We start from the raw sequence: 12,111 nt of genomic DNA, 5'->3' as shown, positions 1-12,111 counted from the left end.
GAAGCCCCGGGCCCGACTCCCCAGCCCCTACTCCCGGACCGGGGCCGGGAGGGAGGCGAGGAAGGGTTCGACGGCGGCGCGCCAGGCCGCCGGCTGGTCCCAGTGGACCAGGTGGCCGGCGTCGGGGATCTCCGCGTACGCGCCCAGCGGCAGGACGCGGACCATCTCCTGGGCCTCGGCGCGGCCGAGTTCGCCGTCGAGGCCGCGGACGACGAGGGTGGGGCAGCGGACCTGGCCCAGCTCCTCCCAGTGGGCGTCGTACACCCACGTCTCGCGCGCCATGAGCATCTGCCGCCGCGAGAAGACCGGCCGCCAGCCGTCGGCCGCCTCCGCCATCACCTCGGCGAAGAACTCCCCGCGCGCGGGGCTGGGCCGCTCGACCCAGGGGTCGTCCTCGCCGAACCAGCGGCGCACGTCCCCGAGGGTCGCGAACGGCAGCGGCCAGCTGCGGAACCAGTCCTCCCACTCCCGCTGGGAGGCCGCCCCGAGGGCGGTGGCGCGCATGTCGCAGATGACCAGGGCCTGGACGAGGTCCGGACGGCGGGCGGCCAGTTGCCAGGCGGTGAGGGCGCCCATCGAGTGCCCGATGAGGACCACCGGCCCGAGCCCGAGCCGCTCGATGACGGCCTCGGCGTCGCGCACGAAGGCGTCACGGGTGTACGGGCCGTCCGCCGGGGCTTCGCTCTGGCCGTGCCCGCGCTGGTCCAGGGCCACGGCACGGCGCCGCTCGGCCAGCCAGCGGGCGGTGCCGGCCCAGTGCGAGGCGCGGCCCATCAGCCCGTGGAGTAACAGGACCGGGCGTTCGGCCGGTTCGGCGCCCGTGTCGGCGCCCCCGGCCGGGTCCGTGTCGGTGTCCTTGGGCGGGTCCGTGAACTCCCAGGCCGCGAGCCGCACGCCGTCGGCTCCCGTCACATCGAAGCGTCGTACCACTCGATGCACCCCCTTCGATCCCGGCCAGACTATCGAACCTGCATTCGAAAACGGCCGTCTCCCCGGCAAGACCCCACTTTCGAGTGACCTTGCTCAAGGATTGGCGGCCGCTGCCGAGGGGAGGATCTTCATCGGGAGGCGGGCCGCTCGGGGAAGACGGTCCGTGGGGATTGACCCTGAGAGCTCGGGGCTCCGGGTCAGCAAAGGGGAGGACCGGTCCCGGTGCCGCGAGGCGCCGGGACCGACCCATGTCGGGACGACCCGCGCGGGGCCGGCGCCGGGTCCGACCCGCGCGGGGCCGACCGGACCGGGCCCGCCGGCGCGGGCGCCGGGGCGCGCGTCATCCGCGCCGGAGCGTGCCGGGCCGGGCACATGACATCGCCCCCTCCCGCAGTTGCCTGGGGCAAGCCTGACACGCACATCGCGCGGTCGCTCCCCTTCCGACGGATTAGCCGGAATTCGACGGGAGGGATGTGACGGACGAGGTCAAAGGGGCGGAACGTGACGCCCGGGGGTGACCCTGAGCCGTCAGCGCTTGGCCACGAAGACGTGGCTGGCGATCTCCGCGTCGAGCTCCGCCGCCTCGCCGCCGCTGCCGACCAGCACGCCGCCGGGCGACTCCGTCACGCTGACGACCGCACCGGGCTGCACGCCCGCGCGCCGCAGGGTGTACATGAGCTGCGCGTCGGTCTGGATCGGCTCGCCGATGCGCCGGATCACCACGGTCTTGCCGTCGTGGCCCGGGTCGAGCTCGGAGAGGCTGACCATGCCCTCGTCGATGAACGGGTCGGCCTCGGCCTTCTCGCCGAGCTCCTCCAGACCCGGGATCGGGTTGCCGTACGGCGACTCGGTCGGGTGGCGCAGGAGCTCGAGCACGCGCCGCTCGACGGCCTCGCTCATCACGTGCTCCCAGCGGCAGGCCTCGGCGTGGACCTGCTCCCACTCCAGACCGATCACGTCCACGAGCAGGCACTCGGCGAGCCGGTGCTTGCGCATGACGCGGGTCGCCAGCCGGCGGCCCTCCTCGGTCAGCTCCAGGTGGCGGTCGCTGGCGACGGCCACGAGCCCGTCGCGCTCCATGCGGGCGACCGTCTGGCTCACCGTGGGACCGCTCTGGTCCAGCCGTTCGGCGATACGGGCGCGCATGGGGACCACACCTTCCTCTTCCAGCTCGAGAATGGTGCGGAGGTACATCTCCGTAGTATCGATCAGTCCGGACATCGTGCCCCTCATCATCGTGCGCTGGCCCTGTCACCAATTCTGACGCATCACGCCGACAACCGTCCCGAGCCGAGGCGGGCCAAGGCGTACCGCGGGCACGGGCGGGTTCCCGCCCGATTGACGCACGCCCGGCTCACCGCGCGCTGGAACGTCCATGTTTCGGTCGCCGGAGGGGGTGGCCGGCTGGTACGCGGGCCACCCGTACGGGGTCGCCGGGCGGCCGCCACGGGATCGGCGGGGGCGTGCGAGGACCCGGCGCGCGCGTATTGACAGCCCTGTGGTCCAGACCGCACGGTGAGCGGCGGACACGGACGACCACCCGACTTCCCCCTGACTTCTCCCTCACCCTCCCCGACTTCTGGAAGGTCCCTCGGCGCATGAGCGAGAGCAAGCTGGCCGGTCAGTTCTTCGACGCCGCGATCGGTCTCCTCCAGCGGGTGCGCGACGAGGAGGCCGCGAGCATCGCCGCGGCCGGCGCCCTCGTCGCGGACGCCGTCGCGGCCGGCAACCGGCTGTTCGCCTTCGGCGCCGGGCACTCCTCGCTGCCCGCGCAGGACGTGGTCTACCGGGCCGGCGGCCTGGCCCTGATGAACTTCCTCGCCGTGCCCGGCACCGCCGGCGTCGACGTCATGCCGGCCACCCTCGGCAGTGCCCTGGAGCGGGTCGGTGGCCTGGCCGGGGCGGTCCTGGACAGCAGCCCGGCCACCACGGGCGACGTCCTGGTGGTCGTCTCCCTCTCGGGGCGCAACGCGCTCCCGGTGGAGATGGCCCTGAAGGCCCGGGAGCTGGGCATGAAGGTCGTCGGCGTGACCTCGGTGGCGTACGCGACCGAGACGACCTCGCTGCACGCGTCCGGGACCTTCCTGAAGGACCACTGCGACGTGGTCCTCGACAGCAAGATCGCGGTCGGGGACGCGGAGCTGGGCCTGGACGGCATCGACGCGCCGTTCGCCCCCGCCTCGACCGTGGTCACCAGCGCGGTCATGCAGGCGGTCATGGCCACCGCCGCCGGGGAGCTGGCCGCCCGCGGCATCGAGCCGCCGCTGCTGCGCTCGGGCAACGTGGACGGCGGGCACGAGTGGAACGCGCGGGTGCTGCGCGAGTACGGCGACCGGATCTTCTTCCGGCACTGACCGGACGTCCGGCACCAGCGGACACCCCCAGCCCTTGGCCCTTTGGCTCCCGGGCCGCGCGGCGCGCGAGCCGCGCGGCCTTCCGCACCCGTGCCGCGCGGTCGCGGCAGCAGCCGGCTACTCCGCCGCGACACCCGCCAGGGAGAGGTCGGCGGCGACGCGGGCCGCGACCTCCTCGGCGTACACGGCGTCGGGGCGCTCGAAGGCCGGGCGGGACTGCGTGCGCAGGAAGGTGAGCACCCCCAGGGTGCGGCCCCGGCTGCGCAGCACGGTGCACAGTCCGTGCGCCACCCCGTCCGGCCAGCCCGCCGGCAGTTCGGCCGGGGCGCTCAGGCGCACCGAGCCGACCCGCTCCAGCGCCTGCAGCGCCGGGTGCCCGGTGGGGTACCGGGCCGGGAGCCCGCCGGTCGGGGAGAGCGCCGGCGGCGAGACCACCGAGCGGATCAGCCGGTCCCCCACGGCGACGTCGACCAGGGCGTGGTCGGCGTACCCGGCGAGGGCGAAGTCCAGCCGGACCGCCACCGCCTCGGCCGGGTCCTCGCACTCGGCCGCGGCGCGGGCGGCCCGGTGCAGCTGGTTGGTGCGGAAGCGCAGCTGGGCGGTGTCCAGCTCGGCCTGTCGGGCCTCGGTGATGTCCTGGAACAGCCAGGCCACCCCGAGCGGTACGGGCTCCTCCCCCAGCGGCGAGGCCAGCCGCAGGAACCCGGAGCGCCAGCACCGCCGCCGCACCCCCTCGGGCGAGCGGACGGAGACCCACAGCTCGACCGGCGCGGGCGGTGCGCCCTCGGCGAGCACGTGCTGGAGGGCGCCCTCCAGCTCCTCGACCCCCTGGGTGATCAGCTCGCCCAGCGGGCGGCCGAGCAGCACGGTCCGGCCGGCCCCGAAGGCGTGGGCGGCGTGCGCGTTGACCACCGCCGGCCGCAGGTCCACGTCGACCAGCACCACGCCCCACGCGGCGTCGTCGAGCAGCGCCTCGCTGAGGGCGATCGAGCGCTCCAGGTCGATCTGGGTGTGGACCTCGCTGAAGGCGCAGTACACGCCGGCGGGCCTGCCGTCGGCGCCGGGGACCCGGGCCGACTGGGTCCGTACGAGCACCCGGCCGCCGTCCTTGGTCAGCAGGGCGAACTCGTGGACGAGCCGGCCGGGCGCGTCCTGCGCGGCCATGAGGCGGCGCTGGACGTCCTCGGCGTCCGCGGGGCGGGCGGCCCAGCCCGCGAACCCGCGACGGCCGACCGCCTCGGCGGCGGACCAGCCGAGTATCCGCTCGGCCTCGCGGTTCCAGTGGGTGACCACACCGTCCGCGTCGAACGCGCACAGTGCGGCATCCATGCCGTCCAGTAGCGCGGCGAGCAGGTCGTCGGCGGTCTCACTGCGTCCGGAAGCACTCACCTGGCACCCCCTGCAGGTGTTCGCATGTGCGGCACGTCAGATCATTCAACTGCAACGTGACGCAGCACACACGGGGTTCCGGGAAAGAGGCCGGGCCTATTAATCGCTTGCGGCCCGCCGGGGAGGCTCCTAGCGTGTGGGGCACACGAGAAGGGAGGTGGTTCCGGAAATGTACGACAACCGGACGCGTGAGGTGACTGCGGGCTAGCGCCCGTCGTCGCAACGCACCCAGTGTGCTTGCCGGCGCCTGACGCCGGCCAAAACCCAAGCAGTCACCCGACCCGCGGTCTCGCCGGCACGTCCGGCCGGCTTCTCTTACCTGCAGGAGAGAACCCGAGGCCGCGGGTCGCCTGCGTTCGGGGACGTCCGTCGGCGTCCCCCGGCGTCCGCTCAGGGGCAGAGCCGCTCCAGCCGCCACGCATCGGCGCCGTGGCCCTCGGCCACGCGCACGTACCGCAGCCGGTCGTGCAGGCGGTTCTCGTGGCCCTGCCAGAACTCGACCTCGTCGGGCGCGACGCGGAAGCCGCCCCACTCCGTCGGTACCGGCACCTGCTCCCCCTCCGGGTAGCGGGCCTCCAGCTCGGCGTAGCGCCGGTCCAGCTCGGCCCGGGAGTCGATCACCTGCGACTGGTCGCTGGCCCAGGCGCCCAGCTGCGAGCCGTGCGGGCGGGAGCGGAAGTAGGCGGCGGTCTCGTCGCGGCCCACGCGCACGGCCGTGCCGGTGACGATCACCTGGCGGGCGATGGGGTGCCAGGGGAAGAGCAGCGCCACCTGCGGATTGGCGGCCAGCTCGCGGCCCTTGCGGGAGCCGTAGTTCGTGTAGAAGACGAAGCCCCGCGAGTCGAACTGCTTCAGCAGGACCGTACGGGAGCTGGGGCGCCCCTCCGGCGTGGCGGTCGAGACGACCATGGCGTTGGGTTCGAAGACGTGCGCGGCGGCGGCCTGCCGGAACCAGCGGGCGAACTGGTCCATCGGGTCGTCGGCGAGGTCGGCCTCGGCGACGATCTCGGAGCGGTACTGCTTGCGCATGACGGCGGGATCAAGGTCCTGGTTCGGCACACGGCCATCCTGCCGCAGCGCGGGCGCGGCGCCCCCGCGGGCACCGGACCGGGTGCCCGATGTGCGGCACGTCACGCTTCCACGCGCCCCCGTGACCGTACAGACTCGTACGGCTGGGCCGCCGGGAGACCGCCGCCCCCGAGGCGGGTCGTCACCGCGAACGCGGTGGGTGACCTTCCGCCGCACGGGGCATGACGGGGATGCGCCCGCGCCGCACCGCGTGTCGTACGCGTACAAAGGTGTACGCATCCAACCGTTTCCACTTGTTCTTGACGCCTGGTCACAGCCGTACGCCGCACTAATCTGAGGAGCCGCCTGATGTCCGACTTCGTACCCGGACTCGAAGGGGTCGTCGCGTTCGAAACGGAGATCGCCGAGCCCGACAAGGAAGGCGGGGCCCTTCGCTACCGGGGTGTCGACATCGAAGACCTGGTCGGCCACGTGTCCTTCGGGAACGTGTGGGGCCTGCTGGTCGACGGTGCCTTCAACCCCGGCCTGCCCGCGGCCGAGCCCTTCCCGATCCCGGTGCACTCCGGTGACATCCGTGTGGACGTGCAGTCCGCGCTCGCGATGCTGGCCCCGGTGTGGGGTCTGAAACCGCTGCTCGACATCGACGAGCAGACCGCCCGCGACGACCTGGCCCGGGCCGCCGTCATGGCACTGTCGTACGTCGCCCAGTCCGCCCGCGGCCAGGGCCTGCCCATGGTGCCGCAGCGGGAGATCGACAAGGCCGAGTCGGTCGTCGAGCGGTTCATGATCCGCTGGCGCGGCGAGCCGGACCCCAAGCACGTCAAGGCCGTGGACGCGTACTGGACCTCGGCGGCCGAACACGGCATGAACGCCTCGACCTTCACCGCCCGCGTCATCGCCTCCACCGGCGCCGACGTGGCCGCCGCCCTCTCGGGCGCGGTGGGCGCCATGTCCGGCCCGCTGCACGGTGGCGCGCCCTCGCGCGTCCTCGGCATGATCGAGGAGATCGAGCGCACCGGCGACGCCGTGGCGTACGTGAAGAAGGCCCTGGACAAGGGCGAGCGCCTGATGGGCTTCGGGCACCGCGTGTACCGCGCCGAGGACCCGCGCGCCCGCGTCCTGCGCCGGACCGCCAAGGAGCTGGGCGCGCCCCGCTTCGAGGTGGCCGAGGCGCTGGAGAAGGCGGCGCTGGAGGAGCTGCACGCCCGCCGTCCGGACCGGGTGCTGGCCACGAACGTGGAGTTCTGGGCGGCCATCATGCTGGACTTCGCCGAGGTCCCGGCGCACATGTTCACGTCGATGTTCACCTGCGCCCGTACGGCGGGCTGGTCGGCGCACATCCTGGAGCAGAAGCGCACCGGGCGGCTGGTCCGGCCCTCGGCCCGCTACATCGGCCCGGGCCCGCGCGACCCGCGTTCCATCGAGGGGTACGCGGACATCGCCTCCACCGCCTGATCCGTACCGCCAGGGCGGCGGGGACCGCCCACCGCCGTCGAGCGCGCCGTGCCCCGTGCGGGGGTGCGGCGCGTTCGCGCGTTCGCGCCTTCGGTGGGGTGGGTGCGGTGCGGTGGGTGGGCGGTGGGTGGGCGGTGGGGGTGGGGGCTGCGGTGCGGCGGGGTGGCGGGGTGGCCGGCGTCAGCGGGACGGCTCGGGCGGGTGCGGGGCGCCGAGGGCCGTGTCGAGGACGAGCGACCACTGGGCGACGACGCGGGCGCGGCGGGCGGCGTCGTCCGTCAGGAGGTTGGCCAGACCGAGACCGCGGGCCATGTCGAGCAGGCCCTGGACGGTCTCGCGGGTGCCGGGCCGGGACTCGTCGGCCCCGAGGAGCTCGACGGCGATGCGGTGGGTCTCGCGGCCCACGCGGGCTTCGAGTTCGGTGACGCGGGGGCGCAGCTGGTCCTCGTTGGAGGCGGCCACCCACAGCTGGAGGGCGGCCCGGAAGAGGGTGCCGGTGTAGAGGTCGACCAGCGCGCCGACGACGGCGGGGCGGGCGGCCCGGCCGGCGCCCTCCGCGAAGAGCCCGCGCAGGGCCGCCGAGCGCTCCTCCGCGACGTACTCGACCGCCGCGGTGAAGAGGTCCTCCCGGGTGGGGAAGTGGTGCTGGGCCGCCCCCCGGGAGACCCCGGCGCGCTCGGCGACCACGGCCACGGTGGAGCCGGCCCAGCCGTGGTCGGCCAGGCAGGCGACGGCGGCTTCGAGGAGCCGCTGCCGGGTGGCGCGGCTGCGGTCCTGCTTGGGGTGGTGCTTGGGGTGGTGCGTCACGACGCCCATGATGCCCAGGACGGGTCGCGGCGCTCGAAGCGGGCGGTGATGCCCTCGCGGGCCTCGGGCGAGGCGAAGACGCGGGCCGACAGGGCGGCGAGGTCGGCGCCGTCGCGCGCGAGGGCCTCCCGGACCGGCGCGGTCAGCAGGCGTTTGGTCTCCGCGAGGGCGAGGGGGCCGGCCTTGCGGAGGCCGTCGAGGACGGGCGCGAGGGCCGCGTCGACGTCCTCGGCGTGCAGCGTGAGCAGCCCGATGCGGGCGGCCTCGGCCGCGTCGAAGGCTTCGGCGGTGAGGAGGTAGCGGGCGGCGGCGCGCGGGTCGAGCCGCGGCAGCAGGGGCGCGGAGATGACGGCCGGGACGACGCCGAGGTGGGTCTCGGTGAAGGCGTACGAGGAGCCCGGCCCGGCGGCGGCGATGTCGCAGGCGCCCAGCAGCCCCAGCCCACCGGCCCGGACGTGCCCGGTGACGCGTCCGACCACCGGCCTGGGGTGCTCGGCGAGCTCGGTCAGCAGCGCGAGGAAGTCGGCGGGGTCGCACGGGGACTTCAGGTCGGCGCCCGCGCAGAAGGTGTTGCCGGTGTGGGTCAGCACGACGGCCCGGACGGCCGGGTCGGCGGCCGCGGCCGCGAGGCCGGCACGCAGCTGGGCCACGAGGCCCGCGGAGAGCGCGTTGCGGTTCTGCGGCGAGTCGAGGGTGAGGGTCGTGATGCCGTCGGCTTGCGCGGTGGCGACCAGGGGGGCCGGGTCCATGCGGCTCCTTCGGGGGTGTGGGTCGGGGGTGCGGTTCGTAGGCCTACGGGGGCTTCGGGACGTGGGAGCGGTGTCCGGCGGCGGCGCGGACGGGCCGCCGCCGGACCCGTCGCCCCTAGTAGGACTTGGGCAGGCCGAGTGTCTGGTGCGAGACGAAGTTGAGGATCATCTCCCGGCTGACCGGGGCGATCCTGGCGACGCGGGAGGCGGTGATCAGGGCGCCCAGGCCGTACTCGCGGGTGAGGCCGTTGCCGCCGAGGGTGTGCACCGACTGGTCCACGGCCCTCACGCAGGCCTCGGCGGCGGCGTACTTGGCCATGTTGGCGGCCTCGCCCGCGGCCAGGTCGGCGCCGGCGTCGTAGAGGTGGGCGGCCTTCTGCATCATCAGCCGGGCCAGTTCGAGCTCGATGTGGGCCTGGGCCAGCGGGTGGGCGACGGCCTGGTGGGCGCCGATGGGCTCCTTCCACACCTGGCGGGTCTTCGCGTAGTCCACGGCCCGGGCCAGGGCGTAGCGCCCCATGCCGATCGCGAAGGCGGCGGTCATGATGCGCTCCGGGTTCAGGCCCGCGAACAGCTGGAGCAGGCCCGCGTCCTCTCCCCCTACGACGTCGTCGTGGGAGGCTCCCCCACCCACGAGGGCGTCGGCGGGCAGCCGTACGTCGTCCAGGACCAGCTCGAACTGCTTCTCCGCCGCCTGAAGTTCCATGGCGATGGGCGAGCGCACGAAGCCGGGGGCGTCCCGGGGGACGATGAACAGGCACGGCTTGAGGCGGCCGGTGCGGGCGTCCTCGGTGCGGCCGACGATGAGCGTGGCGTCGGCGATGTCGACACCGGAGATGAAGACCTTGCGGCCGGTGAGGACCCAGTCGTCCCCGTCCCGCCGGGCGGTGGTGGTGATCCGGTGGGAGTTGGAGCCCGCGTCGGGCTCGGTGATGCCGAAGGCCATGGTGCGGCTGCCGTCCGCGAGGCCGGGCAGCCAGGCGCGCTTCTGCGCCTCGGTGCCGAAGCGGGCGATGACCGTGCCGCAGATGGCGGGCGAGACGACCATCATCAGCAGCGGGCTGCCGGCCGCGCCCAGTTCCTCCAGCACGATGGACAGTTCGGCGATGCCGCCGCCCCCGCCGCCGTACTCCTCGGGCAGGTTCACGCCCAGGTAGCCGAGCTTGGCGGCCTCCGCCCACAGCTCGTCGGGGTGGCGGCCCTCGGTGGCGATCCGGGTGAGGTACTCCCGGCCGTAGCGCTTGCCGAGAGCGGCCACGGCGGCGCGCAGGGCATGGTGTTCCGGGGTTTCGAGGGCGGTGCTGGGGGCGTGGCTCATGGCTGCGGTTCCTCCTGTACGACGGCCAGTAGGGCACCGACCTCGACCTGTCGGCCGGGGGCGGCGTGGAGCGCGGTGAGCGTGCCGGAGGCGGGCGAGAGGACGCGGTGCTCCATCTTCATGGCCTCCAGCCAGAGCAGGGGCTGCCCGGCGGTGACGGCGGTGCCGGGGGCCAGCCCCTCGGCGACCCGGACGACCGTGCCGGGCATGGGGGCGAGCAGGGATCCGGGTTCGGTGCGGTCCTGGGGGTCGGCGAAGCGGGGCAGCGCTTCGAGGGTGTGGGAGCCGGGGGTCGGGGTGCCGGTGCCGAAGACGGGCGGGGAGTCGACGTAGATGCGGTCGGGGCCCCCGGCGGGGTCGGTGTTCGATTTTTGTTTCACGTGGAACGTCCGCCGGACGCCGTGCACTTCGAGCACGACGCGGTCCGGGGCGGCCGTCAGGACGCGGACGCCGGGGTGGTCGAGCGGGCTGAGACCGTCCCGGGTGTGGTGGTAGCGGACCTCGTGCTCCGTGCCGTCGGCGGCGGACCGGTAGCGGCGCAGCTGCGGCTGGGCGGGCAGGTTGCGCCAGCCGCCGAGCCGGGCCGTCACGCCCCCGGCCCGGCCGGCGGCCGCGGCCTGGGCGAGCCCGGCGGCCAGGGCGGCGAGCGACGCGTCCGGGGCGCCCTCGGTGAGGGCGGGGAGGTGGCGCTCGTAGAACCCGGTGTCGAGCCGGGCGGCCGTGAACTCCGGGTGGCGCAGGGAGCGCACGAGCAGGTCGCGGTTGGTGGCGAGGCCGTGGACCCGGGCCCGGCCGAGGGCGTGGGCGAGGGCCCTGATCGCCTCGGCGCGGGTGGGCGCGTGCGCGATGACCTTGGCGAGCATCGGGTCGTAGTGGACACCGACCCGGTCGCCGTCGGCGTAGCCGGCGTCGACGCGGAGGGTGGTGCCGGCCGGGTCGGCGGGTGCGGCGGGGATGTCGAGGGTGTCGAGGGTGCCGGCCTGGGGCCGCCAGTCGCGGGCGGGGTCCTCGGCGTACAGGCGGGCCTCGACGGCGTGGCCGCGCGGGGCGGGCGGGGTGAGCGGCAGCGGGTGGCCCTCGGCGATCCGGATCTGGAGGGCGACCAGGTCCAGCCCGAAGACCGCCTCGGTGACGGGGTGCTCGACCTGGAGGCGGGTGTTCATCTCCAGGAAGTACGGGCGGCCGTCGGCCGAGACGAGGAACTCCACGGTGCCCGCGCCCCGGTACGAGACGGCCCGTGCGGCGGCGGTGGCGGCCTCGTGGAGCGTGCTGCGCAGGGAGGCGGGGAGCGCGGGGGCCGGGGCCTCCTCGATCACCTTCTGGTGGCGGCGCTGGAGGGAGCAGTCGCGGGTGCCCAGGGCCCAGACGGTGCCGTGCGCGTCGGCGAGGACCTGCACCTCGACGTGGCGACCGCGTTCGACATACGGCTCGGCGAACACCTCGCCGTCACCGAAGGCCGAGGCGGCCTCGGCGGCGGCCGCCGCCGCCTCCTCCTTCAGGTCGGCGAGGTCGCGTACGACGCGCATGCCGCGGCCGCCGCCGCCCGCGGCGGCCTTGAGCAGCAGGGGGAGGTCGGCCGGGGTGGCCGCGGCCGGGTCGACGGGCTCGAGGAGCGGCACGCCGGCGGCGCGCATGAGGTCCTTGGCGCGGGTCTTGGAGGCCATCGCCTCGATGGCGGCCGGCGGCGGGCCGATCCAGCGCAGGCCGGCGTCCTCGACGGCGCGGGCGAACTCGGCGTTCTCGGACAGGAAGCCGTAGCCGGGGTGCACGGCGTCGGCGCCGGCCGCGAGGGCGGCCTTGATGACCAGGTCGCCGCGCAGGTACGTTTCCGCGGGCGCGGCGCCGGGCAGGCGTACGGCCGCGTCGGCCTCCCGTACGTGCAGGGCGTCGGCGTCCGGGTCGGCGTACACGGCGACGGTGCCGAGGCCGAGGGCGCGGGCGGTGCGGAAGACGCGGACGGCGATCTCGCCGCGGTTGGCGACGAGGACGCAGGCCAGGGGGGCGGGGGCGGTGGGCCGGGTGGCCGCCGTGGGCTCGGAGGGCTCGGTGGGCTCGGAGCGGGGTGTCGTGGTCATGGGGC

At 74.8% G+C, this 12,111-nt stretch carries 10 protein-coding genes; 2 read left to right on the top strand and 8 right to left on the bottom strand.

The features are described from left to right. Positions 1-27 precede the first annotated feature (27 nt). Together IF43_RS0130100 and IF43_RS0130095 are read right to left on the bottom strand one after the other, a co-directional pair. Entirely contained in the window at positions 28-930 is a 903-nt protein-coding gene (locus tag IF43_RS0130100; protein WP_030207959.1) for an alpha/beta fold hydrolase, read from the bottom strand. A gap of 528 nt (positions 931-1,458) precedes the next feature. After that, on the bottom strand, positions 1,459-2,151 hold the full coding sequence (locus IF43_RS0130095; protein ID WP_030207956.1) for a metal-dependent transcriptional regulator: 693 nt from the start codon (positions 2,149-2,151) through the stop codon (positions 1,459-1,461). A gap of 377 nt (positions 2,152-2,528) precedes the next feature. On the opposite strand from IF43_RS0130095, the gene IF43_RS0130090 reads away from it, so the two are divergent. After that, a complete protein-coding gene (locus IF43_RS0130090) occupies positions 2,529-3,284 on the top strand; it encodes an SIS domain-containing protein (RefSeq protein ID WP_030207955.1) in 756 nt (251 codons plus the stop codon). Between the two features lie 117 nt (positions 3,285-3,401). On the opposite strand, the gene IF43_RS0130085 is transcribed toward IF43_RS0130090, so the two are convergent. After that, the gene (locus tag IF43_RS0130085) at positions 3,402-4,673 is read right to left on the bottom strand and encodes a PAS domain-containing protein (protein ID WP_030207953.1); all 1,272 of its coding nucleotides are present in this window, start codon (positions 4,671-4,673) and stop codon (positions 3,402-3,404) included. Positions 4,674-5,063: 390 nt separating this feature from the next. Beyond that, the gene (gene pdxH, locus IF43_RS0130080) at positions 5,064-5,702 is read right to left on the bottom strand and encodes a pyridoxamine 5'-phosphate oxidase (RefSeq protein WP_037890700.1); all 639 of its coding nucleotides are present in this window, start codon (positions 5,700-5,702) and stop codon (positions 5,064-5,066) included. 348 nt (positions 5,703-6,050) lie between these two features. Here pdxH and IF43_RS0130075 point away from each other — a divergent pair, with 348 nt between their 5' ends. Next, positions 6,051-7,157: a citrate synthase 2 gene (locus IF43_RS0130075; protein WP_030207947.1), complete on the top strand. Its 1,107-nt coding sequence runs from the start codon at positions 6,051-6,053 to the stop codon at positions 7,155-7,157. A gap of 180 nt (positions 7,158-7,337) precedes the next feature. On the opposite strand, the gene IF43_RS0130070 is transcribed toward IF43_RS0130075, so the two are convergent. The 4 genes from IF43_RS0130070 to IF43_RS0130055 form a co-directional block, all read right to left on the bottom strand. After that, on the bottom strand, positions 7,338-7,964 hold the full coding sequence (locus tag IF43_RS0130070; protein ID WP_234332587.1) for a TetR/AcrR family transcriptional regulator: 627 nt from the start codon (positions 7,962-7,964) through the stop codon (positions 7,338-7,340). Beyond that, positions 7,961-8,713, bottom strand: a complete 753-nt coding sequence (locus IF43_RS0130065) for an enoyl-CoA hydratase family protein (protein ID WP_030207939.1) — start codon at positions 8,711-8,713, stop codon at positions 7,961-7,963. The genes IF43_RS0130070 and IF43_RS0130065 overlap by 4 nt, the downstream gene beginning before the upstream one ends. 115 nt (positions 8,714-8,828) lie before the next feature. Next, positions 8,829-10,031: an acyl-CoA dehydrogenase family protein gene (locus IF43_RS0130060; RefSeq protein WP_030207935.1), complete on the bottom strand. Its 1,203-nt coding sequence runs from the start codon at positions 10,029-10,031 to the stop codon at positions 8,829-8,831. Further along, complete coding sequence (locus IF43_RS0130055; RefSeq protein WP_078910570.1) at positions 10,028-12,106, bottom strand: biotin carboxylase N-terminal domain-containing protein; 2,079 nt, start codon at positions 12,104-12,106, stop codon at positions 10,028-10,030. Before IF43_RS0130055 ends, IF43_RS0130060 begins: the two co-directional genes overlap by 4 nt. Between the last annotated feature and the right edge of the window lie 5 nt (positions 12,107-12,111).

Origin of the sequence: Streptomyces sp. NRRL S-87 (assembly GCF_000719335.1) — a bacterium.
Taxonomy (GTDB): Bacteria; Actinomycetota; Actinomycetes; order Streptomycetales; family Streptomycetaceae; genus Streptomyces.
Note: the sequence above shows the minus strand (reverse complement) of the source record. Positions and strands in the feature narration are given on the sequence as shown.

Excerpts from the sequence above, each read along its gene's own strand:
- IF43_RS0130095 (WP_030207956.1), bottom strand. The coding sequence starts at position 2,151 with ATGTCCGGACTGATCGATACTACGGAGATGTACCTCCGCACCATTCTC.
- IF43_RS0130090 (WP_030207955.1), top strand. The coding sequence starts at position 2,529 with ATGAGCGAGAGCAAGCTGGCCGGTCAGTTCTTCGACGCCGCGATCGGT.
- pdxH (WP_037890700.1), bottom strand. The coding sequence starts at position 5,702 with ATGCGCAAGCAGTACCGCTCCGAGATCGTCGCCGAGGCCGACCTCGCC.
- IF43_RS0130075 (WP_030207947.1), top strand. The coding sequence starts at position 6,051 with ATGTCCGACTTCGTACCCGGACTCGAAGGGGTCGTCGCGTTCGAAACG.
- IF43_RS0130065 (WP_030207939.1), bottom strand. The coding sequence starts at position 8,713 with ATGGACCCGGCCCCCCTGGTCGCCACCGCGCAAGCCGACGGCATCACG.
- IF43_RS0130060 (WP_030207935.1), bottom strand. The coding sequence starts at position 10,031 with ATGAGCCACGCCCCCAGCACCGCCCTCGAAACCCCGGAACACCATGCC.
- IF43_RS0130055 (WP_078910570.1), bottom strand. The coding sequence starts at position 12,106 with ATGACCACGACACCCCGCTCCGAGCCCACCGAGCCCTCCGAGCCCACG.